The organism is Streptomyces sp. WMMC500 (genome assembly GCF_027497195.1).
Classification (GTDB): domain Bacteria; phylum Actinomycetota; class Actinomycetes; order Streptomycetales; family Streptomycetaceae; genus Streptomyces.
Genome location: NZ_CP114905.1, coordinates 3,733,282 through 3,757,867, shown reverse-complemented (window position 1 = coordinate 3,757,867; position 24,586 = coordinate 3,733,282). Strand labels below are relative to the sequence as shown.

Sequence of the window (24,586 nt, the reverse complement as noted above, 5' to 3'; positions counted from 1 at the left end):
ACCTCCGTCGTCACGGCGCGTGTCGAGGAGATCCCGGCGGTGACGAGCCGCACGGAAGCCGCAGGAACGGGCCGGGGAATGGGCGAACGGCGGCGCGGTGCGAGGAGCGCTCCGGCCGCGGGGCACGGGCCCGCGCCCTGCGGCGCCGGCCCGTGCTCGTGACTTGCGCCACGTCCTCGGATCAGGGTTCAGATGAGGGTGATGTTCTCCGCCTGCAGACCCTTCTGCCCCTGCACGGCGTCGAACTCCACCTTCTGGCCCTCGGCCAGTTCGCGGAAGCCCTGAGCGTTGATGTTGGAGTGATGGGCGAAGACGTCGGCGCCGCCGTCGTCCTGGGCGATGAAGCCGAAGCCCTTTTCACTGTTGAACCACTTCACGGTGCCGGTGGCCATGTCTTTTTCTCCTTTTGGTGGCTGTGCCGGAGATCCGCACGGTGCGCGATCCCGCGTCGCCGCGATGATTACCAGGTCCGGAAAGCACCGAAAAAACAGAAATGCGCCTGAAGCTCAAAGCCAGCAGGCGCACACAAAGTACATGGGAACCACAACTGCAACTGCCGCCCAGCCTAGCACGGACCACCCGCGACCCTGCGTTCCGCTGCTCCCCCAGGGAGTCCGGGGCAGACCGGGGGCGGGGCGCGGCCCGCTTTTGGCCTCCCGTGATCTCCGGCTTTGACGTCGGCACGGGAAATACATCCCATGGGGCGTAAGGGCCTACGGCCCATGCCATGAAGGACTCGCATGCGCGATCTTCTCGATCGGGTGCACACAATCGAACCCGGCAGCGGGTGCTCGGCACCGAGTACGCGAGGGTGATCCGCGCGATCGTCGCGAGAGCCGGTGGAGTCAGTCAGGCGGCGACCCTGCTGGGGCTGGATCCCAGGACCGTTCGGGCGTGTGAACGCGCCGCGGGTGTGGTCATGGTCGTCTACCGCGGCTGCCGCACCACGAAGGGGCGATACGGCGAGACAGGCCACGGCGAGGACAGCCGGGGCCAACGTGACGCCGACCGCATGGGCTTCACCGTCGCCCGCGACAAGCGGGCGTTACTTCGCGCCGTCGTCGATGTCGTCGACGGCCTCGTCACCCGGGTCCGGGAAGTCCAGGACGGGGCATGGCACGAGGACGCCGGCGGCAAGGTCACCCTGCCGCTCGGGCCCCCGCTCACCCCCACCTTCCCCTGGCCCTCGGCGACCGCCGGCCGATGGTACGGGGCAGGATCCGCGAACACATCGCGCTGCGAACACGGGTGGTGGCCCCGCCGGGAGGAGATCCCCGATGTCCTCCCGTCTCCGCCTCGCCGCCGTCCCCCGGGACGACAGGTGGGAGATCACATAACGTACCGCCGAAAAGGGACTCAACACCATGACCGCATCCGCGGCCCCCTCTGCCCGTGCCCGGCCCCCGAACGGGTCCGGCAGTGACTTCGCCCAGTTGGCGAAAAGAATCTCCGACGCCGGGCTGAGGGCCCGCGCGTCGTGCCGAGTCCGTAGGCCGGTCACCAGCCGTACTGCCTGGTCTGGCCCTGAAGTCTCCTGGCCGCCGCGTCCTTGCCGGCGCGGGCGCGCATGACAGCGTCGATCGCCTGACGGGCGGTAGAGGGCCATCACGGGACGACAGCACCGGGGCGAGCAGTCGGCGGGCCCGGCCTCAGGGGCGCTGACCTGCCGGTTCGGTGTGCCCGGGGGCGGAGGGCCGGGGTTCTTCTTCGGCACAGAGCTGCGCGGTGCAGGGCCGCGGGGTCGGGGACCGGGCGGGCTCGACTTGCCGTCCCGCGCCGAGTGCCAGCAGGGCGTACGCGACCACGGCCGCCACCGCGAGGAGCAGCAGGGCGGCGGCGGCACGTGCCGGGACGCGCGTGCCGCGCGCGAAGCCCGTTCCCGGCGCACGTGCCGACGGCGGGGAGGCGGCCCGTAGATCGCTCCAGCCGAGGCTCAGCGCGCGAGCGTCCAGCGCGGCTCGCAGGCGGTGTTCGAGCGCCTCCCGCGACTGAGAGGGCTCGGAAGCGGGATCCGGTCCTCCCGTTCCGTTCATCGGGACACCCCCAACTGCCGGCCCAGGGCGTCCAGGGCGCGGCTGGCCGTGGACTTGACCGTGCCACGCGACAGCCCGAGGGCGTCGGCGATCTGCGCCTCGGTGAGGTGGGACCAGTAGCGCAGAACGAGCACCTCGCGCTGGCGCCGGGTGAGCCGCCGCAGCGCGGCAAGCACCTCGCGGTGCTCCTCGTCGAGCAGGACGTGCTCGTCGGCAGGCGGTACGTGTCGCTCCCGCTCGGGCGTGTACGCGCGTGCCGTCCTGCGCCGCCGCAGCACGGAACGCGCCCGGTTCACCACGCTCGTACGCAGGTACGCCTCCGGGTCGTCCAGCCCTCTCAACCGCGTCCCGTGCTTGCGGAAGAGCGCGGCGAAGGCGTCCTGGACGACGTCCTCGGCGGTGGGCAGATCGTCGACGAGAAGAAGCGCGAGGCGCACGAGTTCCAGGCGACGGTGGTAGTAGAGCGCGTCGATCCCGGGGTTCCCGTCGGCGGACGGGAGCGCCGCGGCCCGCCCGGCGCCGGGCGGCGGACTCCCCCGCTCCGGTCGGCTGCGCAGCAGCCGCCACCAGCCGCGGCGCAGCGTGCGGGCGCGGGCGCGGGGGTGGGGGCAGGCACGGGCGGCCGGAAACGTCGCTGGCGTCATGACACTCCTGAACGCTGGGTCGGGGCGCCGGGTTTGCCCCGGCGCCCCTTCCGCAGGACCGCCCTATCGAGCCGCCCCCGGAACTTCGTGCTCGGGGATGGCTTGGAGGTGGTCGCCGTCGGGGTTCACGACTTCGTGCTCGGGGACGGCTTGGAGGTGGTCGCCGTCGGGGTTCACGACTTCGTGCTCGGGGACGGCTTGGAGGTGGTCGCCGTCGGGGTTCACGACTTCGTGCTCCGGGACGGCCTGCAGGTGTGCGCTGACAGGATCCGGGGTCTGCTCGGCCGTGTCGGCCTGCACACCCCCGGCGCCGCCGGCGATCAGCGCGGCGGCGGCGGCTGAAGCCGCCAGCCCCGTACGAAGCCGCCTCCGGGGAACACGGCGGTCGGTGACGTGACGTGCGGACATAGCACTCCTCGAATCGGGTGGACGAACTTCTGCTCCAGCGCGCCTACACCCCGATAGACGTGCGACCCCGAGCCAGGTTGCAGGTCGCACGGGATTTCTTCACGTCGCGTCGTCGGCCTGCACGAGCCCGCAACCAGCCGTACTGTGGGGTCTGGCCCTGACCTGCGGCTCACCGGGAGGACCACGTGCCGGACGAACTGGCGGACGGGAACGCCCGCGTGGACCGGAGTGTGGCCCACTCTGCGCGGATGTGGGACTACTGGCTCGGCGGGAAGAACCACTACGCGGCCGACCGGGAAGCCGGCGACGCCGTCCGGAGGGTCTTTCCCGGGATCGTGGTCGACGCCCGCCAGCAGCGGGCGTTCCTGCGCCGGGCCGTGCGGTTCCTGACGCGGGAGGCGGGCGTCCGTCAGTTCCTCGACCTCGGCAGCGGGCTGCCGGCCAACGACAACACCCATGAGGTCGCCCAGCGCGTGGACCCGGCCTGCCGGATCGTGTACGTCGACAACGATCCGATCGTCCTGGCGCACGCCCAGGCGCTGCTGACCTCCAGCCCGGAGGGGGCCTGCGCGTACGTCGACGCCGACGTGCGCGACATCGGCGGCGTCCTCGACCGGGCGGCGCAGACGCTGGACTTCGCCCGGCCGGTGGGGGTGGTGATGCTCGGCATCTTCGGCAACATCCCCGACCTCGACCGGGTGGGGGAGATCCGGGCGGCGGTTCTGGAGGCGGTCTGCCCCGGGTCGTACCTGGTGATCAGCGACGGCGACACCACCGACCCGGCGCGGCTGCACGCGGTCGAGGAGTTCAACAGAAGCAACCCCGGCCACGAGTACACCAACCGCAGCGTCGAGCAGATCACCGCGTACTTCGACGGCCTGGAGCTGGTCGAGCCGGGTGTGGTGTCGACCCCGCTGTGGCGGCCCGGGCCGGCGACGGCCGGTGCGCCGGAGAAGGCGGCGATCCACTGCGGTGTCGCCCGCAAGCCGTAGGGCGGACCGCACGCGCCGCCCGGCTGCATCCGCGTCGGGAGGGGTCCCTGTCCGGCCCGCCTAGTGTCCGAGTACTCGCCCGGAGCACTCGTCCACGAGGGGGTAGCCGTGGGACTGTTCAGAAGGAAGGCACGACGGGCGGGCGGCACATCCGCCGCGCACGAGGTCGGCATCCTCTTCGACATCGACGATCTGGGCGGAGGGTCCTACGGACAGGCCGCCTACCGGATCCTTTTCGCCGCCCTGGACCCGCAGCGGCTCGCCGGCTGCTCCTTCCACGACGGCGACACCAACTCGACGATCCACGGCACGCAGCGGCTGTACTGCATCGCCGTCCGGAGCAGCGACCCCGCGCAGATCACCTACGTCCGGCAGACCATGGCCAGGCGTACGGACGAAGGGCTGTTGACGCTCGACCTCCGGCTGACGGCGGGGCGGATCACCGAACGGGAGCCCCTGGTCCCGGCTGGATTCGTCAACGACAGGGCCGCCCTCGTGGTGCCGGAGCACGAACTGATCCAGAAGCACTGGACCGAGGGCAGCGCCTGGCGCGTCGTCTTCAAGTAAGTCGTCTTCAAGTAGATCGTCGTCCGGAGCCGGTCCCTTACCATCGGCCGCCATGGACTGGCTGGAGCGGATCGCGAAGCTGAGGCAGTGGACCAGGAGCGGAACGCGCGCTCCGCACAAGCCGCTTCTGCTCTTGTACGCCCTCGGCCGGTTCCAGGAGGACGCCGACGGCGGCCTGCCGTACACCGCGGTGGAGCGCGACCTGCAGCGCCTGCTGACCGAGTACGGGCCGCCCCACAGGACGACGCCCGCCTACCCCTTCCACCACCTGGTCAGCGACGGCGTCTGGGAAGTCCGCACCGCTCGCGGACCGGGCAGCCCCGGCACCGGGGTACGGGACCTTCGCGCGGCCGGGGCCACCGGGCGGCTCGCGCCCGACCTGAGGGCGGCACTGCGGCGTGAGCCGGACCTGCTCGGCAAGATAGCCCGACGCCTGCTCGACCTGCACTTCCCGCCCTCCCTGCACGGGGAACTCTGCGAAGCCGTCGGCCTGGGGCTGGAGCCGGCGCAGGCCGGGCAGTCCCCGGCGGTACGCGGGCGGCGCGACCCGCGGATGCGGGAACTGGTGCTGACCGCCTACGAGTACCGGTGCGCCTTCTGCGGGTACGACGGCAGGATCGGCGCGGTGCCGGTCGGGCTGGAGGCCGCCCACGTGCGGTGGTGGGCGTTCGGCGGGCCCGACGAGATCGAGAACGGGCTGTGCCTGTGCGCGCTGCACCACAAGCTCTTCGACAAAGGCGTCCTCGGCGTGGGAGACGGCCAACGCATCCTGGTCTCCCAGCGCTTCGTCGGCCACAGCCCCGCCGCCCGCGCGTACGTCGTCGCCCTCGCGGGCCGGCCGCTCGTCGGTCCGCAGCCCGGCGTACGTCCCGTGGCCGCCGCTCACCGCGACTGGCATGCCCGGCAGGTCTTCCACGGCGAACCCCGCGAACCCCGCGAACCCCACCCCGCCACGCCGGCCTGACCGCCGCCCTCACCAGCCGGCCGGGGCCGTGCCCGCGCCCGGCCGGGGGCCCCTCCCCGGGCGGCGGTGGTAGGACGGTTCCGGCGCGGGATCAGTCGACCTGGAGAGGGAGTTGGGTGCGGTGGCGGAGAACATCGACGAAGTCGTGGAGGAGCTCGCGGAGATCGTGGGGCAGGCCCGCGCGGCCGGTGACCGGGCCGGATACTTCGCGGCGTTGTACCGGCAGGTGACCGTCGAGGTGCGTACGGCCATACAGGAGGGGCGGTTCGACGACGGGCCCCGCATGGACCGCTTCGACACGCTCTTCGGCAACCGCTACTTCGACGCGTACGACGCGTGGCGCCGCGACCGGAGCGGGCCGCGCTGCTGGCGGGAGGCGTTCGGGCTGCTCGACGACGCCGACACCGTCATCATCCAGCACGTGATCCTCGGGGTGAACGCGCACATCAACCTCGACCTGGCCATCGCCGCCGCGCGGACCGCCCCGGGCGCCGGCATCCACTCGCTGCGGCGCGACTTCCTGCTGATCAACGACATCCTGGCGGGGGTGGTGCTGAAGGTGCAGGACGCGATCGGCGACCTGTCGCCGCTGATGTCGCTGCTGGACCAGGTCGGGGCCCGTACCGACGAGCGGATCCTCGACTTCAGCGTCCGCCAGTCCCGCGAGGAGGCGTGGCACAACGCCGTGCTGCTCGCCGGCCAGAGCGAGGAGGAGCGCGCGGCCACCCTCGAACGGCTCGACGTGCGGGCCGAGGTGCTCGCCCGGCTGATCGCCCGCCCGGGCGGGCTCGTCCGTCCGGCGCTGCAACTGATCGCGAGCACCGAAAGCGACGACGTACCGGCCGTCATCGCCCATCTGGACACGGCCATGGAACGCCCCGCCGCCGCGCGCCGGCCGGGGTGAGCCGTACCGGAGCGGCCGGCTGCGGCGGCGGCCACCCGCCCCGCAGGTCCGGGCTCAGCGCGCCGTCGCGGCGGCGATCCGGGCGGCGAGGGCGTCGAGGACGGTCGCGTGCGCCTCGTCCACGGCGATGTCGAGCCACAGCAGGGCGGCCGCATCGTCCTCGTCGCGGCCGGTGGCGAAGGTGAAGAACGAGCAGCAGCCGCTCTCCCGTGCCGCCAGCTCCCGCACCCGCTCCTCGACCCCCGGCCCGCCGGCCAGTACCACCCGCAGCCGCAGGGGGTCCGGCCGGGACGGCGGGGCCGCCGGCTCCGCGAACAGCGCGTCCCACTCGGCGATCCGCAGGGGCCGCTCGGCGGTGGGCAGCGTGCAGGACTCGGGCACCCACGCAAGGTCACTCATGGCGCTCACTCCCGTCGTCTTGTCCCGCCGGTGGGGACACCTCGACGGTAGACCCGCACCCGGGTGATCGCCGGCCGGGGGGACTGCCGTGCAGGCCGCGGAGTTTGGCCGGGTTCAGTTGGATGTGCAGGTGGCGTACGAGGCCGGCGGTGAGGTCGTACGACAGGGTCCCGATCACCGTGCCGGACTGGTCGATGAGGATCCCCGCCTCGCCGTTGATCGTCGCGGGCCGCAGGCGTACGTCCGTCGAGATCGGCTTGCGCAGTACGCCGAGCAGCCAGCGGGCCACGTGGTCCGGCCCGTGCAGCGGGCGCCGGGCCGCGGCGACCACGCCGCCGCCGTCGGTCCAGGCAGTGACGTCGGGGGCGAGCAGTTCCATGACTGCGTTGAGGTCGCCGCCGGCGGCAGCGGCCATGAAGCGGGTGGTGACCTCCGTACGACGGTCGGCGTCGGCGTCGAAGCGGGGGCGCCGGGAGTCCACGTGGGCGCGGGCGCGGCGGGCGATCTGGCGGACGGTCGGCTCGGGGCGGTCGAGGAACCCGGCGATCTCGGCGTGCGAGAAGCCGAACGCCTCGCGGAGCACGAACACCGCGCGCTCGACGGGCGAGAGCGTCTCCAGCACGACGAGCATCGCGGTCGAGACGCTCTCCGCCAGTTCGGCCTCGTCGGCGACGTCGGGCGAGGTGAGCAGCGGCTCGGGGAGCCAGGGGCCGACGTAGCGCTCGCGGGTGGCGCGGGCGGAGGTGAGGCGGTTGAGGGAGAGATTGGTGACGGTGCGGACGAGGTACGCGCGGGGGTTGCGGACGGCGGTGCGGTCGGTCCTGTGCCAGGCCAGCCAGGCGTCCTGGAGTACGTCCTCGGTGTCGGCGACGCTGCCGAGGAGGCGGTACGCGGTGCCGAAGAGGAGCCGGTGGTGGTCGGAGAACGGGTCGCCGGGGGGCGGGTGGCCGGGGGGCGGGTCGCCCGCCGAGTCACCCGCCGGGGATGCGGGCCCGGTCTCCCGCTCCTTGCCGCTCATCGCCCCATGCTCTCTGCGCTCCCGCCGCGCGGCAACGCCATCACCGTCCCCCCGCCACCCGCAGGGTGCCGTCGTACGAGCCGCGCCGCGCCGCACGCCGCGTCGCCCGTCCGCCCCGGGACAGCACCGCGCGGACGTTCATCCGCCTGCCCAGCCGGTACATCATCACCGGGCTTGAGCTGACCGCCTCCTTGTAACGCACCGCCCACCGCCCCCGCAGGTACACCCGCCGCGGCGCGTCGTCCGCGTACGTGAACTGGATCACCGCGTCCCGCCGCCCCAGGCTCACCGGCTGGTGGAAGTACCCGAACCGGAACCGCTTCACCGCCCGCCCCCGCAGCGTCCGCGCGAGGGCGTCCGCGACGTGCTGCGCCGTGGGCAACCCGCTCTGGCAGGTGCCGTGCACCTGCCCCCACGCCTGGCGCACGGCCGCCGCGTCCCCGATCGCGTACACCTCCGGGTGCGACACCGACCGCAGCCGGTCGTCCACCACGACCAGCCCGCGCGCGTCCGTCTCGATCCCGGCGCGGGCCGCGAGCCCGGACACCCGTACGCCCGCGGTCCACAGGGTCAGATCGGACGGCACCTGCTCGCCACCGGCCAGTTCGACGGCGCCGGGCAGCACCTTCGTGACGTCGGCCCCGGCGCGTACCGTCACGCCCAGACGAGCCAGCGCGCGGTCCAGATGCGCGCGCGCCCGGTCGCCCATCATCGCGCCGGGTACGCCGCGGCTGAGGAGCGTGACCTCAAGACCCGGGTGGCTTTCGGCGAGTTCGGCCGCGGCCTCGACGCCGGTGAGGCCGCCGCCGCTGACGGTGACCCGGCCGCCGGCCGCGGCCAGGGCGGCGAGGCGGACGCCGAACGCGTGGGCGGCGCGCGGGTCGTCGAGCGTCACGGCGTGCGTGTCGGCGCCCGGGACGCGGGTGACGTCGGTGACGCTGCCGAGGGCGTAGACGAGGGTGTCGTACGGAACGTCGGTGACCCCGCGCCGCGCGGCCGGTCCGTCGCCGGAACCGCCCCGGGCGGTCCGTTCGACCGTCACCCGCCGCGCCCGGGGGTCGATCGCCACGGCACGGCCCTCCACGAACTCGACGCCGGTGCCGGCGAGCAGGTCCGCGATGCGGTGGTCGGCGAGCCGCTGCCCGGCGGCGACCTGATGCATGCGCAGCCGCTCGGTGAACCGCGGCGAGGGGTTCACGAGCGTGATCCGGGCGCCGAGGCGGCGGGTGCGGTGGGCGGTGCGTACGGCGGCGAACATGCCGGTGTAACCGGCGCCGACGACGACGATGCGGTGGCCGCGGGGGTGAGTGGGCATCTGGGCCTCCGGTGGTCTGTCCGGTCTGCGGCTCCTCGCGGGAGCGCGGGAGCGACCATGGGACAGACGGCCGGGGCGGTACGTGACAGGGGCGGGTGTGAGCCGCGTCACGCTGGGCGTAGGGGGCTACGGTTCTACGCCGGCACCTTCGGGTCAGTCCTTGCGCGGGCCGCCGTCCCGCCTGCCGTCCCCGTCGCCCTTCTCGTCCCCGTCGTCCTCAGTGCCCTCGTTGCTGTCGTCTTTCGCGTTCTCGTCGCCCAGCTTCTTCAGGAACTCCGGGTTGTCGTCCGGCGCCACCCACGTCGAGCGCCGTCCGCCCCCGGTGCCCCCGCCGGACCCCCCGCCGGCGCGCCCGCCCGCGGCCGAGGGGCGGCGGCGGTTCCGGCCCGCTATCAGCCAGCCCAGGGAACCCAGCAGCGGGAACAGGACGATGAGGATGAGCCAGGCGACCTTGGGGAGGTGCTTGGCGTCCTCCTTCTTCGTGGTCGCGCAGTCGATCAGCGCGTAGATCACCACGCCGAGGAAGATCATGAACGGCAGGTAGCGGAGCACGCGGCAAACCCCCTGAATGTCGCGGGGCTTCGCCTTGGCCCCCACTGCGTCTCCGCGTCAGGTTAACGTCTCAGCGACGGTCCCCGTCGGGTCCCTGGCGCCCTTCCGGGCCTTCCTCGTCCCGCTCCCGGCCGCGCTCGTCCTTCTCCTCCCGGCGCCGCCGCTCCTCCCGCCGCTGCTCCTCCTGCCGGTCCTCCTCCAGCGAGCGGAGGAAGTCCGGGTTGTCGTCGGGCGCCACCCACCGGCCGCGCCGCCCCGGCCGCCCCGCGCCCCCGCCGGCGCCCTCGCCGGCGATCACCGGGCGGCCCCGCGGCCGGCCGCCGACCAGCCACGCCAGCGGACCGAAGAGCACCGAGCCGAAGAGCACGATGATCGCCACCCAGACCAGCTTGGGCAGGTTCCGTACTTCCTTCTCCGGGGTGTTCAGGCAGTCGATGAACGCGTAGATCCACACTGCCAGGACCAGGAGAAACGGCAGATACCTGAGCATGTGCGGCCCTTCGACGTGCGGTGGCGCGGGGATGCGGCGGTTTCCCGCGCCGGGTTCTGTGCGGTCCCGTACGGACCCCGCGGTCCGTCCAGCGTAGTCCGTGGCGCCGGCACCCCGGCAGCGCCGCCCGCATCGCCCCCGCACCGGCCCCGCACCGGCCCCGCCCCCTGCCCGCGCCCCGCTGCGTACCCCTTCGCCGAACGTGCGGGGCCCCTGGCGGATACTGGGGCGCATGGCTTACGACGATCTCCGCTCGCTGCTGCGGGCCCTCGAGCGCGACGGCGACCTCAAGCGCATCAAGGCCGAGGTCGATCCGTACCTCGAAGTCGGCGAGATCACCGACCGCGTGAACAAGGCCGGCGGCCCCGCCCTCCTCTTCGAGAACGTCAAGGGCTCCGCCATGCCCCTGGCGATGAACGTCTTCGGCACCGACCGCCGGCTCCTCAAAGCCCTCGGCCTCACCTCGTACGCGGAGATCGGCGAGCGCATCGGCGGGCTGCTCAAGCCCGAGCTGCCGCAGGGCTTCACTGGTGTACGCGAGGCGTTCGGCAAGCTCGGCTCCATGGCGCACGTGCCGCCGCGGAAGGCGAAGGACGGCCCCGTGCAGGAGGTCGTGCTCACCGGCGACGACGTCGACCTCGACACGATCCCCGCGCTCTTCACCTGGCCCCAGGACGGCGGGTCCTTCTACAACCTGGGCCTCACCCACACCAAGGACCCCGAGACCGGCGTCCGCAACCTCGGCCTCTACCGCCTCCAGCGCCACGACCGCCGCACCATCGCCATGCACTGGCAGATCCACAAGGACAGCCGCAACCACTACCAGGTCGCCGCCCGCCGCGGCGAGAAGCTGCCCGTGGCCATCGCCTTCGGCTGCCCGCCGGCCGTGACGTACGCGGCGACCGCGCCGCTGCCCGGCGACATGGACGAGTACATGCTCGCCGGCTTCATCGGCGGCAAACGCGTCGAGATGGTCGACTGCAAGACCGTGCCGCTCCAGGTCCCCGCGCACGCCGAAGTGGTGCTCGAAGGCTGGCTGGAGCCCGGCAGGGAGCTGCCGGAGGGCCCGTTCGGCGACCACACCGGCTTCTACACCCCGCAGGAGCCGTTCCCCGCCCTGACCATCGACGCCGTCACGATGCGCCGCCGCCCGCTGCTGCAGTCCATCGTCGTCGGCCGCCCGCCGACCGAGGACGGGCCGCTGGGGCGGGCCACCGAGCGGTTCTTCCTGCCACTGCTGAAGGTGATCGTGCCGGACATCGTGGACTACCACCTGCCGGAGGCGGGCGGCTTCCACAACTGCGCGATCGTCTCGATCGACAAGAAGTACCCGAAGCACGCGCAGAAGGTGATGTCCGCGATCTGGGGCGCGCACATGATGTCGCTGACCAAGCTGATCGTCGTCGTCGACGCCGACTGCGACGTGCACGACCTCCAGGAGGTCGCCTGGCGGGCACTCGGCAACACCGACTACGCCCGCGACCTGTCCGTCGTCGAGGGCCCGGTGGACCACCTCGACCACGCCTCCTACCAGCAGTTCTGGGGCGGCAAGGCGGGCATCGACGCCACCGCGAAGCTGCCCGAGGAGGGCTACACGCGCGGCTGGCCGGACATGGTCGTCTCCGATCCGGCCACGGCGGCGAAGGTCGACGCGCGCTGGCGGGAGTACGGCCTGTGACGGCCGCGGGGAGCGTCGTCGGCCCGGGTCCCGCCCGGCCGGGCAGCGCGGTACGCGCTTTTCTGCGGCTGGTGATGATCGAGCACTCGGTCTTCGCGCTGCCGTTCGCGTACATCGCCGCGCTGACGGCGATGCTGGTCGACGGCGACGGGACCGTCGAGTGGGGGACGCTGCTGCTCGTCACGGTCGCGATGGTGGCGCTGCGGACGTTCGCGATGGCCGCGAACCGGATCATCGACCGCGAGATCGACGGCCGCAACCCGCGCACCGCGCACCGCGAACTGGTCACCGGCGCGGTCTCCGTCCGCTCGGCGTGGACGGGTGCGCTGATCGCGCTGGCGATCTTCCTCGGCGCCGCGGCGCTGCTGAACCCGCTGTGCCTGGCGCTGGCGCCGGTCGCGGCCGTGCCGATGGTGGTCTATCCGTACGGCAAGCGGTTCACGAACTACCCGCACGCGATCCTGGGGCTCGCCCAGGCGATCGGGCCGATCGGCGCGTGGCTGGCGGTGACGGGGGAGTGGTCGTGGCCCGCGGTGCTGCTGGGGCTCGCGGTGGGCATCTGGATCGGCGGCTTCGACCTGATCTACGCCTGCCAGGACGTCGACAGCGACCGCGCCCAGGGCATCCGCTCGGTCCCGGCCCGCTTCGGCGTTGCCGGGGCGCTGTACGGGGCGCGGGCGGCGCACGTCGTGACGATGGCGCTGCTCGTCTGGTACGCGCTGGCGACGGACGCGGGCGCGCCGTTCTGGGTGGGCCTGGCGGTGGTGGCGGGGGTGTTCGCGTACGAGCACGCCATCGTGCGCCCGGACGACCTGAGCCGGCTGAACCGGGCGTTCTTCACGCTGAACGGCGTGATCGGCATCGTCCTCTTCTGCTGCGCGGCGACGGACCTCTTCGTACGCGACCTCAGTCTGTGACACGTCGCCGTCGTCACTCCGCGGTGCGGCCGACGTGGAGTACGAGCACGGTGACCCTGCCGTCGTCGATGCGGTAGATCGCCCGGTAGCGGCCGACCCCTAGTCGTCGCTTGTCACCGCCCCAGGGAGCCGAGTTCTTCGGGCGCTGCTCCGTAGCGAGGGCGTCGATGCCGTCGAAGAGCGCCCGGAGCCCGGCGGGGTCGTCATCGAGGAAGCCCGCGGCGGCGTTCAAGGCGTCGGTCTCCCAGACGACCCCGTGGCTCACGTGTCGAATCCCAGCCGTTTGCGCACCTCGTCGTGCGGCACGTACGTGTCCTCGCCGCGGGCCTTGCGGGCTTCGTACTGCGCGACGGCGAGGGCGTCTTCGAGGTCCTCGATGTCCCCTATGCCGACGATCATGGCGGCTGGCTCGCCGTGGTCGGTGATGATGGTGCGCTCGCGGCCGAGAGCGGCACGGCGGACGAGCGCGCCGAACCGGCTGCGTGCCTGTGCGATGGGCAGTGTCTCACTCATGCATCAACTGTACAGAAGATGCCACTCCGCCTCAGCCCGCTCCGCTCGCCATTCGCCTGCGGTCGCTGAAGTAGAACGCCGCCAGCACCCCGCCCAGCAGGCCGAAGAGGTGGGCCTGCCAGGAGATCGACTGCTCCACGACCTGGTCCGTCGGCAGGGCGCCCCACACCATCGAGCCGTACACCAACGCGACCACGATGCCGATCAGCACGTCGGCCATGCGCCGGTCGACGAAGCCGCGCACCACCACGTAGCCGAAGAGGCCGAAGACGACGCCCGACGCACCCGCCGTGTTCGACCCCGCGGGTGAGACCAGCCACACCCCGAGCCCGCTCACCAGCATGATCACCGCGGCCACGCCGACGAACCGGCCGACCCCGCGTATCGCCGCGATGAAGCCGAGCACCAGCAGCGGCCCCGTGTTCGCCGACAGGTGGTCCCAGCCGAAGTGCATGAACGACGCCGGGAGCACGTCCCGCAGCTCACCGAACTCGCGCGGCGTGATCGCGTACCTGTCCAGCTCGTTGCCGCCCGCCTGGTCGACGGCCTCCAGCACCCACAGCAGCGCCACCCACGCGAGCATCAGCAGCGCGGCGCGCTTCACGTATATTCGCCCGCGCGGCGGTCGTGCCGCCCGCCGCGGCCGCGCGGCGGGGGTGCCGCGCCCGTAAGGTTCGTACATCACCCGAGCCCCCTTCGGACCAGTGTGTCCTCGTTAGGGAGAAACGCAGGCGGCATGCGCCTCGGTTCCCGTGGCCGGATAGGCTCGCCGCGTGGAGCCGCCGCACCAGACGCCGTACGAGGACCCGCACGGGCAGTCGTACGAGGAGCCGTACGCCGAACGGCCCGGCCGGGGTCGACGCCGGCCCTGGGTCGTCGGCGTCTCCGGGGCCTCCGGGACCCCGTACGCAGCCGCCGTGCTGCGCGCGCTGCTGCACGCCGGGGAGGCCGTCGACCTCGTCGTCAGCCGGGCCGCGCGGCTGACGGTGCTGGACGAGACCGGGGGCCCGTTCCGCGACGCGCACTGGCGCGACGACCTGCGGCGCTGGCTCGCCGCCGGCGCCGACGGCCGGCCCGGCGCGTTCGGCGCCGAGCCGGATCTGGCGGACGTACGGCACTGGGCGGCCGGGGATCTGGCGGCCGGGCCCTCCTCCGGTTCGTACCCCGTGAAGGGCATGATCGTCGTCCCGGCGTCGACGGCCGCGGTCGCCGGCATCGCGCTCGGGCTCTCCAAGGACCTGCTGCAGCGCGCGGCGAGCGTGACGCTGAAGGAGGGCCGGCCGCTGGTCGTCGTCGTACGGGAGACGCCGCTGCCCGGGCCGACGCTGCGGCAGATGGTCGCCCTGGACGAGGCGGGCGCCGTGGTGCTCCCGGCCGCGCCGGCCTTCTACGCCGGGGCCACCGGCATCCAGGACCTCGTGGACTTCGTCGCCGGCCGCGCCCTGGACGCCGCGGGCGTGGCGCACAAGCTCTATCGCAGATGGGAAGGGGAGCTGGGGCGCCGCCCCCGCTGACGCACGACACAGCCACAGAGCCGCACAGGCACACAGCCACACAGCCGACACCGCCGGTTTCCGCCGGTACAGCAGCACGGAAGGCTTGAGATCGCACATGGACGCCGTCGACAGACAGCTCATCCAGGCACTGCGGGAGAACGGCCGGGCCTCGTACGCCGAGCTGGGCCGGCTCGTGGGGCTCTCCGGACCCAGCGTCACGGACCGGATCAACCGCCTGGAGTCCGCCGGAGTGATCACCGGCTACCGCGCCACGGTCGACGCCGCCCAGTTGGGCCTGGGCGTCACCGCGCTCATCGGGATCTCGCTCGCCGAGGCCGTGGACCACGACGACGTCGCGGACCGGCTGCGGGACCTGCCGGAGATCGAGGACTGCTTCTTCATCGCCGGGGCGGACTCGTTCATGCTCAAGGTGCGGGCGCCGGACGTGGACGGGCTGGGGAAGACGGTCAGGCGGCTGTCGCGCATCTCGGGCGTCTCGCAGACGGCGACGACGGTGGTGCTGTCCACGATGTGGGAGAGCAGGGTGGGGCAGATCGCCGAGGAGTAGGCCGCGTAGGCTCGGATGCGCGCAGATGCGCAGGAACGTGACTTACGGGCTGGGAGGCGCGGCGTGGACGCAGGGCTCAGGCGCGAGCTGGCTGAGAAGGCGCGCGGCGGCGCGCGGCTGAGCCGGGAGGACGGCGTCGCGCTGTACGGGAGCGGTGACCTGGCGTGGCTGGGCGGGCTCGCGCACGAGGCGCGGACCCGGCGGCACGGGGAGCGCGGGTATTTCGCGACGTCCGCGGCCCCCTCCGACCCGGTGGCGGCGGTGTCGTACGGCGAGGGCTCCGCGGCGGAGACCGTCGACGCGCTCCTGGCCCTGCGCGACCGGCAGGACGCCGGCGCCGGCCTGCTGGCGGTCGTGCCGCTGGCGGCGGGGCGGGTCACGGGCGCGGAGGTGCTGAAGACGTTCGCGGTGGCGCGGCTGCTGCTGGACAACGTGCCGCACGTACGGGCCGCGTGGACCGCGTACGGCACGCAGACGGCGCAGCTCGCGCTGGTGCACGGCGCGGACGACTTCGCCCCGGCGCCGGAGGCGGCCGACACCCTCCCGGCCGGCGAACTCGTCGAGCTGATCCAGGACGCCGGCCTGCACCCGGTCGAGCGCGACGCGCGCTACGCCGCGGTCCGCGAGCACGAGGGCCCGGATCCGGAGCGGCGCGAGACGCCGCAGCCGATGCGCTTCTGAGGACGCGATGACCCTGCGCTACGAGCTGGACCCGGCGATCACCCCTGCGCTGCGGGACGGCATATGCACGCTCTGGGCCGACGTCAGCAACGCGGGCGGCGCCGTGGGCTTCGTACCCCCGGTGACGGCCGCGGACATCCGCCCGGAGCTGGTCAAGCACCTCGCGGCCATGGCGGAGGGCCGCACCCACCTGCTCGCCGCCCTGGACGCGGCGGGCCGCCCGGCCGGGACCGCCTTCCTGACGCTCAACACGCATCGCCTGATGCGGCATTGGTGCTGGCTCTACACCGTGATGGTTCACCCCGACCGCCAGGGCACGGGCGAGGGCCGCAACCTGATGGCCGCCGCGGCGGACGCGGCGCGCCGACTGCCGGGGATCCGGGGGATCCGGCTGACGTGCCGGGGCGGGACGGGGGTCGACAACTTCTACGCGTCCTGCGGCTACAAGGAGGTCGGCCGCGTGCCGGACGCGATACGCGTGGCCGAGGACGACTACCGCGACGACATCACGATGTGGCTGCCGCTGCATACTTGATACGCGCCGCACGCGCGCCCTGGCCCCCTACGGGCCGCACACCGCACCACCCTGACCGACGGAGCAGAGAGCAGAGAGAAGTTGTCAGCCGTGACCCCCAAGCCGAACCCCGCCGTCCGCTACACCGCCATGCGCCTCGGCGTCTTCGTCGCGTCGTTCGTGATCCTCGCCGTCCTGGTCCGGATCCGCGCCCTCCCGGCGGGCCTGGGCGACTCGAACTACCTGTGGGTCATGCTGCTCGCGATCGTCGTCTCCGCGCCGCTGAGCTTCATCCTGCTGCGCAGGCAGCGGGAGGAGATGTCGGAGCAGATCGTGGGCCGGGTGCAGAAGTCGAAGGACCGGCTGGCGGCGAACCGCAGCCGGGAGGACGAGGCGGACGACGAGGCGCGGGGCGCGTCGGGTGCGTCGGGCGCTGCGTAGGGCGTGACGGCTCTCACCAAAGCCGCACTATGGGAAAGTCAAAGTGGGAGTGTTAGTCTTCTCGTCATGACGACGGTAGCCGCGCTGCGCATGCCCACGAGCCCGCTGCTCGTGGCGCGCCTGCACGTCGATCTCTGCCGCTGCCTGTCCGCGGCATGTCAGAGCGGCCAGTCCCGCACGCTCTGACCGGTTTACGAACCCCACTCCCCAGTAGCAGACGCGCGCCTGCCGCCCCCTGCCCCGCCACCGTGCGCGGCCACGGGCACCGGCCCGGCGCGCCCAGTCACGGAGACGCCCGTGTCCACACCCACCCCCGCCCCCACCGCGCAGCCGCGCAGCGGCTTCCGGATACCCAAGGTGCCCTTCTGGGCCCAGATCCTCGCCGGCCTCGTCCTCGGCGTGCTCCTCGGCTGGGCCGCCCGTACCGGCGACGTCGCCTGGCTGAAGGACACCCTGGACCAGATCGGCACCATCTTCGTCCAACTGCTCAAGCTCGCGGTCGCCCCGCTGGTGTTCTTCGCCATCCTGGTGTCGATCACCAACCTGCGGAACGTCAACAACGCCGCCCGCCTCGCGACCCGCACGCTGCTGTGGTTCTTCGCCACCTCCCTGATCGCGGTCGCCATCGGCCTGACCATCGGCCTGCTCACCAACCCCGGCTCCGGCACGGACCTGTCCCCGAAGGACGGCGCGGCCCCGGAGGAGAGCGGCTCGTGGATCGACTTCCTCACCGGAATCATCCCGACCGACGTCATCACGCCCTTCACCGAACTGAACGTGCTGCAGATCGTCTTCATGGCCGCCGCCCTCGGCGTCGCCGCCCTGAAGCTCGGCGAGAAGGCCCAGCCGCTCATCGCGTTCAGCGAAACGATTCTGGAGCTGCTGCAGAAGGCGCTGTGGTGGGTCATCCGCCTCGCCCCGCTCGGCACCGTGGGCCTCATCGGCTTCGCGATCGCCGACTACGGCTGGAACCTGATCAGCAAGTACGCGACCTTCACCGCCGACGTCTACATCGGCTGCGCCCTGGTCCTCTTCGGCGTCTACCCGCTCCTGCTGGCCACGGTCGCCAAGGTCAACCCCGTCCAGTTCTTCCGCGGCGCCTGGCCGGCACTCCAGCTCGCCTTCGTCTCGCGCTCCTCGGTCGGCACCATGCCGGTCACCAAGAAGGTCACCGAACGCCTCGGCGTCCCGCAGGAGTACACCTCCTTCGCGGTCCCCTTCGGCGCGACGACGAAGATGGACGGCTGCGCCGCGATCTACCCGGCCCTGGCGGCCATCTTCATCGCCGAGATCTTCGACGTCTCCCTGGGCATCCAGGACTACATCCTGATCGCCTTCGTCTCGGTCATCGGCTCCGCCGCCACCGCGGGCCTCACGGGCGCCACCATCATGACCACCCTGACCCTCTCCACCCTGGGCCTCCCCCTGGAGGGCGTGGGCCTGCTCCTGGCGATCGACCCGATCCTGGACATGGTCCGCACGGCGACGAACGTCGCGGGTCAGGCGGTGATCCCGGTGCTGGTCGCGTCGCAGGAGAAGATCCTGGACCGCGACATGTACGACAACGCCACCAGCTTCGACCTGGACGACCCGGAAGCGCGTGACGACGCCATACCGGCCGCGGAGAAGGAGCCGGCGACGGTAGCTGCCTGACCCACGCCACGACGCACCGGTGCTCGCACCAGCCAAGTGGGGTGCGGGAACCGGGCGTCTGCGCTCTCGTCAGGGGCGGCCGTACCTGCTCGATGACGTCTTCCTCTGCCGGGACGGGCCGTACGCCATCTGTCCGCCGGCTAGCGGCGGCGGCCGACGTGCTCGACGTAGATCGTGCGGGCGGCCTTGTCGACGCGGTAGAGGATGCGCCACATGCCGTGGTGCAGTCTGCGGTGATCCGGGCCCCAGGAGTGGGAGTCGGGTGGGCAGGGATTCTCAGCGAGCTCGTCGACGCGCACGTACACCTCGGCGAGGCTGCGGCGGGTCTCAGGGGTGGTCGCGTCCCCGAGGTATCCGGCCACCTTGTTGGTGGCATCGAGCTCCCAGACGACGGCGTAGCCGCTCACCGGCCGTTCTCGTCGGCGATGCGCTCGGCGGCTTCGGTGAGTTCGGCGTCAGTGAAGCCGAGCATCTTCTTGACCTCGGCGTGCGGGATGCCCGGCCTGGCGATGCCGAGGGCCCGGTCGCGCTCGAGTTTGGCGATGACCAGGGCGTCTTCGAGGTCGGCGAGTTCGGCGGGCGAGATGAGGACGGCGGTGGGGACGCCACGATCGGTCAGGGTGATGTGTTCGTGCTGGGCGGCGCGGCGGGCGAGTTCGCCGAGTTTTCCGCGGGCTTCGGCGATCGCGTACGTGTCAGACATGGCTGTAGTGTACAGAACATGGGGTTGTTGTGAATATTGCTCTCACATGAGGCTCGCGCAGTGGACCTTTGGCTGACTGTCAGGACAGGGAGACAAGGGCTCGCGCGGTCATGAACATCGCGGGACAAGCCGCCATCCCGGCCTGGCCGATGCGGTGAACGTCGCTTGGCGGCTGAGTACGACACCGACGCGATCCTCACGTCGACTGCAGCGCCGTACGCCCTCTCGGCCGCCGCCGCAAGGCGTTCTGTGGCCTCCCAGACGACCTTCCTCCAACGCAGCTCACACGGGTGGTCCTTCTTCTTCTCCCCGGCCGGACCAACATGCCTGCATGAGGTCCGGCTGCGAACGTCGCGGGCCAGGCGGTGATCCCGGTGCTGGTCGCGTCGCAGGAGAAGATCCTGGACCGCGACATGTACGACAACGCCACCAGCTTCGACCTGGACGACCCGGACCCGGTGGACGCCACCGGGCCCAAGACCCCGGTCACAGCAGCGGCGTAACCACAACGCCCACCCACGCGACGCCCGCACCCCGCAGCAGCAGGGCTGCGGGCGTCCGCCTGTGCACCCTCGTCAGCCCTGCAGCTCGTGGGTACGGTCGGTGTCGTGCCCGGTGCGCGTGGGGTTGTTGACTCCGGGCGCGCACCGGCTGACCGCGCGCGACGAGGGGAGCTGGTACCGGCATGGCGTCGGACGCTGCTCGGGCATCGGAAGAGGGATTCACGTCGGCACGAGCAGAACGGGTGATGGCTGCCGCCTGCCGGTCCGCTCGCCTGAGCGACACGGGCGCGGAGCTGATCCGCTTCGGCGAGAACGCCTTGTTCCGACTGCCCTCCGCCCCGGTCGTCGTCCGCCCGGAAAATCCCATTGATGTATCAGTCATGAATGGAGTGGCTCACGGTGAATTCAATCGGTCATTCCTGGTCGCGCATTGAGTCATGGCTTCGCGACCGCGACGAAATGCGCGAACTTGCTCCGCCCGCAACCGAACGAGACATTGCTCTTGTGGAGGGCCGACTTGGCGTTCGTCTGCCCCCCGAGGTTTCCGAGTCCCTTCGCTATCACAACGGCAGCGGAGCCTTTACCCTCCCACCGCACTTCGGGATGCTCAGCACGCTTGAGATTGTGAAGGCATGGGAAGTGAAAGTAAGTGTCTGGGCTGGTAGCGATTATCATCCCTTTTCTGCGCACTATGTACAGTTCGCCACTGATGGGTGCGGCGGTGAGCTGTATCTCGACGCCAGAAACTGGAAAGATCGGCACATCCGCGAGCACGACAAGGAGGGGGCGGATCTCCGCTCCGCACATCCAATGTGGAGTTCCATTACGTCATTGCTGCATCACACAGCTCAAGCCCTGGAGTCTGGCGAGGAACTCGATGGCTATTACCGCCCCGGGGGAGATGGAGATTTTCTTCTCTGGCGGTTCACGGATGCGGACGCTGTTGAGGATGTGCCCAAGAGGATCGGCAAGTTCGGAATTCCTATCAGCGAGTAATTGGAGGGAATCCCCCGCGCCCACGGCGAGTCCGGCGGCCCCCAGGCTGCGGCCCTTGCCCCGCCGGTGGAGCAGTTCCGGGCGCTGAACCCTCCATGCGGAAGCGTCCGATTTCCTGCGCGCGGCGCGGAAGCTGGTCACGTCGGTGCCGGACAATTGGGGCCTGTCCTGGCTTGCGGATGATGCAGAGCTGGTGATTGGTGAGCTGGTCGGGAACGTCGTCAACCACGCTGTTCCCGACGCGCGGCGTGCGCAGCCCGGTGGCTCCCGGCGTATCGACATCACGCTGCGGAAGCGGCCCTGCGGCGGACCGGTCCGGCCTGGGGTACAGAGCGAGAGGTTCCGCCTCCGGGCCCGACTCAGCGCTGCGCGGCCTGATTTCGATGGAATCCACCCGCCCGCTCGGTAGCGGAGGGTTCATTGCACAACCGTTCGTCCGGGTGGGGCGTCATGATGACCATTGGGCACACCAGATGGCCGTCGCGCCGCTTCCTGCCCGTCTTCTGGCTGGCTCCGCTGACAGGAGCGCTGTGCGGGGCCCTCGCGGTCTCGCTCATCATGCGCTCGCGCGTCTACTGCGACGCCGGGAACGAGCCGGGCCACCGTTTCGGCCTCATCTCCTTCGAAGCCCCCGCCACCCTGCTCGGCTGTACCCTCGCCGCCGCGATCGCCTCGGGGGGCCTGTGGTGCCTGGTTCGGCCCCACTCCCGGAAGGCGGCCGTCCTCACCGTGGTGCCTATCGCACTGGAGGTCTCCCTGCTTGTCGGGTGGGCGGCGTTCGCGTCTTACGGCACGCTGGACGGGTATCCCGGAGACTCCGGTCTCTGCCCGGCAAGCAACATCCCGCCCTGGTGGCCCTCGTGGATACCCGCCTGATACGACCCGAAGCGGCCTGCGCTGCGCGGCGTGATCTCGATTGAGTCCAGCTCTGGCAGCTTGCGGTGCCCTTTGGCCGACCCTGAAGACCTGTACCTTCTCGATCACACTCGCAGCGATGACACGACGACGCTGAAGATTCTCCGGGACGTCTGGTCGTCCTGAACGAGCAGGGACAGCCTTTCGCCGTCCAGCACGAGGGTGCGACTCACGTATCGCGCCCTTGGCCATCGGCCCCGGTGGCGGTACGAAGAGCTCGGCTTCGGCGGCCGCGAGCTCTTCGGCGGTGAGGTCGCCGTGGCGGGAGAAGTGGTCGTCGATGAGTTCTTGGAGGTTGTCGCGCTCGATCTGACGCTGGGCTGCCGCCTCGATGTAGGCCGAGACGCCTAGCTTTCCGACACGGGACCGCACCGCGCCGATCGTGCCGGCGTGGAAGGAGACGGAGACGTTGGTGGTCGGCCCGTCACCCGGGGCAAGGTCGTCGGTCTCAGACATGCGGCAGATTTTATGATCTGTCTGATAGAAAGCAGGAGTCCCGGCGATCTTCGAGGCGCGCGCCGAAGCGGCCGGCTCCGCACGACCGGACCCGGTCGACTTGGAGAAGGGCGCGTCGCCTGGCGGCTATATGGCCGCAGTGCATCCGTCCAAGTGCCCACGAAGGTGGCGTCCATCTGACCGTTGATCTTGATTGCGGTGGGTTCGGTCGGCCGACGTCCTGCCTGGGTGTGGGGGCGGGGCACTTCAGTCGCTGAGGTCCAGAACCCGCACCTGTTCGCCCTCCCACCGCCGCGGGTCGGCGGTGGCCAGTACTGCCCCGTCGGGACGGTCCGGGGTGGGACGGGCCGCGTGCGCGCTGTGGGCCGCGGCCCAGGTCTCCTGCTGTGCCACGGCCAGGGCGGCGGGCAGGTCCAGGTCCAGGACGGTGACGCCTGGCAGGGCTGCGAGATGCTCGGCTGTTCCCGGCCGCCTCCGGTCGGCTTCCACGAGTGCGCACGCCGGTGCGTAGAGGAACCAGCCCGGTTCGGCGTGAGCCCGGTGGATGAGCCGGGACGCGAGGACGTTGCCCTGGCCGGCCGACGCCATCGCGGTGTCGTCCAGGACGATGTGCAAGTCGGTCACAGGCCGGTCGCTCGGGCCAGGCGGCGGTCCAACTCGCTGTCGAGGTCTTGCTGCTCGGCCGCGGTGGGCGCGTATCCGTTCCACGCCCTGAGCGTCTCCCGGGCCTTCTCCGCCCGTTCGGCACGTTCTGCCGGGGTGAGCAGGCCCTCGGCGAGGCGGGCCAGGTAGGCGCGCAGGGACATACCTTCGGCCGCCGCGACGGCGGCGAGTCGGTCCTTGGCTTCCTCGGGGATGCGGACGTTGGCGTCGGGCATCGGCAGACTCCTTCCCACTGATCCAGGGTACGGGTACGCACCCGTACCCGCACACGGAAGTGCGGTTCCCCGGTGACGCGTTCCGAGTCCTCCCCTACGAACTCCCTCGCTGGGGCTACTCACTTCGGGCCGCTCGACGCCTCTCCCGGCCGGGCCCCGGCGGTGGGGGGTCTGTCAGACTGCGTGGGTGATCGTCAGAGTTGCGGGGGAGCGGGACTTTTCGGGGTTTCTCGGGCTTGCCGCCGAGGTGGAGCAGTGGTTCGGGCCCATGGTCGGGGAGTCCGGGTTTCACGATGCGGTGACGGAGCACATCCGGCGGGGTGCCGCGCTCGTCGCCGTTTCCGGGGACGAGGTCGTCGGGGGGCTGCTGTTCGGGGGGCGGGCGCCGGTGTATCGGGTGCACTGGCTCGTCGTTTCGGAGAAGGTGCGGGGGCGGGGGGTCGGGCAGGCGTTGATGGCGGAGGCGGAGGGGCGGTTCGTACGGGGGCGGGGGCCTGGGTGCATCGAGGTGGTGACGTTCGGGGGTGATCACCCCGGGGCCGCGGCCAGTGGGGCGCGGGTCTTCTACGAGCGGCTCGGGTTCAGCCCCGCCGAGGACGCCCCGCCCGGGCCCGAGGGCGGTTCGCGGCAGGTCTTCCGGCGAGCGGTGGGAGAGTCGGGAGAGGCGGCGGAGTCGGGTGGGCCCGGGGAGTCGATGGCGCCGGGTCGGCCCGGGGAGTCGGCGGAGTTGGCGGAACGGGCGGAGGCGGCGGAGTCCGCGGAGGCCGCGGAGTGAGGGGCTCCGGGTTTCTACTCAGGTGCGGCTGAGTACCTTCGCTCTGGCTCGGCCCCCGCGCCGGCCGTGACGCTGGTGGCATGCATCCAGTGCTGCGTCTTCTTCTGTTCCGACTGCTCTCCCTCGCCCTCCTCACCGCCGCCGCCGGCGGCGCCTGGGCCGCCTGGCTCGGCTGGGACCAGGAGCGCGGCGGCGAGGCGGAGGCGGGCGGCGGGCCGTACGCGGCGTGGCAGGTCGGCGGGCTGGTGGGGACGGTGCTCGTCGCCGTGGTCGTCGTCGCGTACGTGCGGCACTTCGTGCCCGCCGTGCTGGGGTCCACCGCCGGGCTGACCTTCGCCTCGTACCACGACTGGTCGGACGACAACAGCGGGCTCTTCGCCGTCGGGGTCGCGCTGATCCTGATGGGGACCTTCGTCGGGTCCGCCCTCGTCGCCGTCGCCGTCGGGGCGCTGCGCGGGGAGGACGCGCACGCGGGGGAACGGGCCTTCACCGTCGTCCGCTGACGGCGCAAGCGGAACCGGGAGTACCGGGTGCGGCGTCCTCTGGCGGAGTGGCCGGGTGTTCGCGAGAATGCGGCGTCCGTTGCCGCCCGGCGAGTCTTACCGAGCCGACG

31 protein-coding genes and 4 pseudogenes are annotated in these 24,586 nt (G+C 71.7%); 18 read left to right on the top strand and 17 right to left on the bottom strand.

From position 1 onward, the window contains the following. Positions 1-188: 188 nt before the first annotated feature. From O7599_RS15940 to O7599_RS15925, 4 genes are all read right to left on the bottom strand, one after another. Entirely contained in the window at positions 189-392 is a 204-nt protein-coding gene (locus O7599_RS15940; protein ID WP_281622816.1) for a cold-shock protein, read from the bottom strand. Positions 393-1,649: 1,257 nt separating this feature from the next. Beyond that, entirely contained in the window at positions 1,650-2,033 is a 384-nt protein-coding gene (locus tag O7599_RS15935; protein WP_281622815.1) for a hypothetical protein, read from the bottom strand. Beyond that, positions 2,030-2,677, bottom strand: coding sequence for a sigma-70 family RNA polymerase sigma factor (locus tag O7599_RS15930; RefSeq protein ID WP_281622814.1), 648 nt, complete (start codon positions 2,675-2,677; stop codon positions 2,030-2,032). The genes O7599_RS15935 and O7599_RS15930 overlap by 4 nt, the downstream gene beginning before the upstream one ends. Before the next feature lie 63 nt (positions 2,678-2,740). Then, positions 2,741-3,085, bottom strand: a complete 345-nt coding sequence (locus O7599_RS15925; protein ID WP_281622813.1) for a hypothetical protein — start codon at positions 3,083-3,085, stop codon at positions 2,741-2,743. A gap of 185 nt (positions 3,086-3,270) precedes the next feature. Between O7599_RS15925 and O7599_RS15920 the strand changes: the two genes are divergently transcribed. The 4 genes from O7599_RS15920 (at position 3,271) to O7599_RS15905 (ending at position 6,512) form a co-directional block, all read left to right on the top strand. Further along, positions 3,271-4,077: an SAM-dependent methyltransferase gene (locus O7599_RS15920; protein WP_281622812.1), complete on the top strand. Its 807-nt coding sequence runs from the start codon at positions 3,271-3,273 to the stop codon at positions 4,075-4,077. A gap of 108 nt (positions 4,078-4,185) precedes the next feature. Then, on the top strand, positions 4,186-4,644 hold the full coding sequence (locus O7599_RS15915; protein WP_281622811.1) for a hypothetical protein: 459 nt from the start codon (positions 4,186-4,188) through the stop codon (positions 4,642-4,644). A gap of 52 nt (positions 4,645-4,696) precedes the next feature. After that, positions 4,697-5,608: a phosphorothioated DNA-binding restriction endonuclease gene (locus O7599_RS15910; RefSeq protein WP_281622810.1), complete on the top strand. Its 912-nt coding sequence runs from the start codon at positions 4,697-4,699 to the stop codon at positions 5,606-5,608. 121 nt (positions 5,609-5,729) lie between these two features. Then, on the top strand, positions 5,730-6,512 hold the full coding sequence (locus tag O7599_RS15905; protein WP_281622809.1) for a DUF5995 family protein: 783 nt from the start codon (positions 5,730-5,732) through the stop codon (positions 6,510-6,512). A 54-nt stretch (positions 6,513-6,566) separates the two neighbouring features. On the opposite strand, the gene O7599_RS15900 is transcribed toward O7599_RS15905, so the two are convergent. The 5 genes from O7599_RS15900 to O7599_RS15880 form a co-directional block, all read right to left on the bottom strand. Further along, positions 6,567-6,911, bottom strand: a complete 345-nt coding sequence (locus O7599_RS15900; protein WP_281622808.1) for a hypothetical protein — start codon at positions 6,909-6,911, stop codon at positions 6,567-6,569. Next, positions 6,904-7,929, bottom strand: a complete 1,026-nt coding sequence (locus O7599_RS15895; protein ID WP_281622807.1) for an RNA polymerase sigma-70 factor — start codon at positions 7,927-7,929, stop codon at positions 6,904-6,906. The genes O7599_RS15900 and O7599_RS15895 overlap by 8 nt, the downstream gene beginning before the upstream one ends. Positions 7,930-7,969: 40 nt before the next feature. Further along, positions 7,970-9,244 (bottom strand): FAD-dependent oxidoreductase, encoded by a 1,275-nt coding sequence (locus O7599_RS15890; protein ID WP_281622806.1) that lies wholly within the window; start codon positions 9,242-9,244, stop codon positions 7,970-7,972. 153 nt (positions 9,245-9,397) lie between these two features. Next, positions 9,398-9,796, bottom strand: coding sequence for a PLD nuclease N-terminal domain-containing protein (locus O7599_RS15885; protein ID WP_281622805.1), 399 nt, complete (start codon positions 9,794-9,796; stop codon positions 9,398-9,400). Between the two features lie 70 nt (positions 9,797-9,866). Continuing rightward, a complete protein-coding gene (locus tag O7599_RS15880; protein ID WP_281622804.1) occupies positions 9,867-10,286 on the bottom strand; it encodes a PLD nuclease N-terminal domain-containing protein in 420 nt (139 codons plus the stop codon). Between the two features lie 232 nt (positions 10,287-10,518). On the opposite strand from O7599_RS15880, the gene O7599_RS15875 reads away from it, so the two are divergent. Next, on the top strand, positions 10,519-11,964 hold the full coding sequence (locus tag O7599_RS15875) for a menaquinone biosynthesis decarboxylase (RefSeq protein ID WP_281622803.1): 1,446 nt from the start codon (positions 10,519-10,521) through the stop codon (positions 11,962-11,964). Beyond that, positions 11,961-12,881 (top strand): menaquinone biosynthesis prenyltransferase MqnP, encoded by a 921-nt coding sequence (mqnP, locus tag O7599_RS15870; protein WP_281622802.1) that lies wholly within the window; start codon positions 11,961-11,963, stop codon positions 12,879-12,881. The genes O7599_RS15875 and mqnP overlap by 4 nt, the downstream gene beginning before the upstream one ends. A gap of 13 nt (positions 12,882-12,894) precedes the next feature. Here the strand turns inward: mqnP and O7599_RS15865 are convergent, their stop codons facing one another. From O7599_RS15865 to O7599_RS15855, 3 genes are read right to left on the bottom strand one after another with little or no spacing between them, the layout of a single operon-like run. Beyond that, on the bottom strand, positions 12,895-13,146 hold the full coding sequence (locus tag O7599_RS15865) for a type II toxin-antitoxin system RelE/ParE family toxin (RefSeq protein ID WP_281622801.1): 252 nt from the start codon (positions 13,144-13,146) through the stop codon (positions 12,895-12,897). Continuing rightward, complete coding sequence (locus O7599_RS15860) at positions 13,143-13,394, bottom strand: type II toxin-antitoxin system Phd/YefM family antitoxin (RefSeq protein WP_281622800.1); 252 nt, start codon at positions 13,392-13,394, stop codon at positions 13,143-13,145. Before O7599_RS15860 ends, O7599_RS15865 begins: the two co-directional genes overlap by 4 nt. A 31-nt stretch (positions 13,395-13,425) precedes the next feature. After that, positions 13,426-13,998 carry a rhomboid family intramembrane serine protease gene (locus O7599_RS15855; RefSeq protein ID WP_281622799.1) on the bottom strand — a complete coding sequence of 191 codons (573 nt, stop codon included), beginning with the start codon at positions 13,996-13,998 and terminating at the stop codon, positions 13,426-13,428. A gap of 169 nt (positions 13,999-14,167) precedes the next feature. Here O7599_RS15855 and O7599_RS15850 point away from each other — a divergent pair, with 169 nt between their 5' ends. The 6 genes from O7599_RS15850 to O7599_RS15825 all read left to right on the top strand — a co-directional run bounded on the left by O7599_RS15850 (position 14,168) and on the right by O7599_RS15825 (position 18,747). Next, positions 14,168-14,908 (top strand): UbiX family flavin prenyltransferase, encoded by a 741-nt coding sequence (locus tag O7599_RS15850; RefSeq protein WP_281622798.1) that lies wholly within the window; start codon positions 14,168-14,170, stop codon positions 14,906-14,908. A gap of 97 nt (positions 14,909-15,005) precedes the next feature. Beyond that, on the top strand, positions 15,006-15,458 hold the full coding sequence (locus tag O7599_RS15845) for an Lrp/AsnC family transcriptional regulator (RefSeq protein WP_281622797.1): 453 nt from the start codon (positions 15,006-15,008) through the stop codon (positions 15,456-15,458). Between the two features lie 252 nt (positions 15,459-15,710). After that, positions 15,711-16,139, top strand: a complete 429-nt coding sequence (locus tag O7599_RS15840; protein WP_281623401.1) for a hypothetical protein — start codon at positions 15,711-15,713, stop codon at positions 16,137-16,139. 7 nt (positions 16,140-16,146) lie between these two features. Next, positions 16,147-16,674: a GNAT family N-acetyltransferase gene (locus O7599_RS15835; RefSeq protein ID WP_281622796.1), complete on the top strand. Its 528-nt coding sequence runs from the start codon at positions 16,147-16,149 to the stop codon at positions 16,672-16,674. Positions 16,675-16,764: 90 nt separating this feature from the next. After that, a complete protein-coding gene (locus O7599_RS15830) occupies positions 16,765-17,094 on the top strand; it encodes a DUF4229 domain-containing protein (protein WP_281622795.1) in 330 nt (109 codons plus the stop codon). Between the two features lie 297 nt (positions 17,095-17,391). Beyond that, positions 17,392-18,747, top strand: coding sequence for a dicarboxylate/amino acid:cation symporter (locus tag O7599_RS15825; RefSeq protein WP_281622794.1), 1,356 nt, complete (start codon positions 17,392-17,394; stop codon positions 18,745-18,747). A 140-nt stretch (positions 18,748-18,887) separates the two neighbouring features. On the opposite strand, the gene O7599_RS15820 is transcribed toward O7599_RS15825, so the two are convergent. Further along, a complete protein-coding gene (locus O7599_RS15820; protein ID WP_281622793.1) occupies positions 18,888-19,154 on the bottom strand; it encodes a type II toxin-antitoxin system RelE/ParE family toxin in 267 nt (88 codons plus the stop codon). Further along, positions 19,151-19,450: a type II toxin-antitoxin system prevent-host-death family antitoxin gene (locus tag O7599_RS15815; protein ID WP_281622792.1), complete on the bottom strand. Its 300-nt coding sequence runs from the start codon at positions 19,448-19,450 to the stop codon at positions 19,151-19,153. The genes O7599_RS15820 and O7599_RS15815 overlap by 4 nt, the downstream gene beginning before the upstream one ends. 341 nt (positions 19,451-19,791) lie before the next feature. Between O7599_RS15815 and O7599_RS15810 the strand changes: the two are divergent. The 4 genes and pseudogenes from O7599_RS15810 to O7599_RS15795 form a co-directional block, all read left to right on the top strand. Next, a pseudogene (locus O7599_RS15810) lies at positions 19,792-19,953 on the top strand (dicarboxylate/amino acid:cation symporter); the annotation flags it as partial. 182 nt (positions 19,954-20,135) lie between these two features. Beyond that, positions 20,136-20,306: pseudogene (locus O7599_RS15805) on the top strand (aminoglycoside phosphotransferase family protein); the annotation flags it as partial. Between the two features lie 31 nt (positions 20,307-20,337). Further along, positions 20,338-20,949, top strand: a complete 612-nt coding sequence (locus O7599_RS15800; protein WP_281622790.1) for an SMI1/KNR4 family protein — start codon at positions 20,338-20,340, stop codon at positions 20,947-20,949. A 450-nt stretch (positions 20,950-21,399) separates the two neighbouring features. Continuing rightward, entirely contained in the window at positions 21,400-21,825 is a 426-nt protein-coding gene (locus O7599_RS15795; protein ID WP_281622789.1) for a hypothetical protein, read from the top strand. Positions 21,826-22,137: 312 nt separating this feature from the next. Here O7599_RS15795 and O7599_RS15790 read toward each other — a convergent pair. The 3 genes and pseudogenes from O7599_RS15790 to O7599_RS15780 form a co-directional block, all read right to left on the bottom strand. Beyond that, a pseudogene (locus tag O7599_RS15790) lies at positions 22,138-22,320 on the bottom strand (hypothetical protein); the annotation flags it as partial. Positions 22,321-22,566: 246 nt separating this feature from the next. Next, positions 22,567-22,944 carry a hypothetical protein gene (locus O7599_RS15785; protein ID WP_281622788.1) on the bottom strand — a complete coding sequence of 126 codons (378 nt, stop codon included), beginning with the start codon at positions 22,942-22,944 and terminating at the stop codon, positions 22,567-22,569. Then, positions 22,941-23,198, bottom strand: coding sequence for a hypothetical protein (locus O7599_RS15780; RefSeq protein WP_281622787.1), 258 nt, complete (start codon positions 23,196-23,198; stop codon positions 22,941-22,943). The genes O7599_RS15785 and O7599_RS15780 overlap by 4 nt, the downstream gene beginning before the upstream one ends. A 187-nt stretch (positions 23,199-23,385) precedes the next feature. Between O7599_RS15780 and O7599_RS15775 the strand changes: the two are divergent. Continuing rightward, positions 23,386-23,847: pseudogene (locus tag O7599_RS15775) on the top strand (GNAT family N-acetyltransferase); the annotation flags it as partial. Positions 23,848-24,053: 206 nt separating this feature from the next. Beyond that, on the top strand, positions 24,054-24,476 hold the full coding sequence (locus tag O7599_RS15770; RefSeq protein WP_281622786.1) for a hypothetical protein: 423 nt from the start codon (positions 24,054-24,056) through the stop codon (positions 24,474-24,476). Positions 24,477-24,586 lie beyond the last annotated feature (110 nt).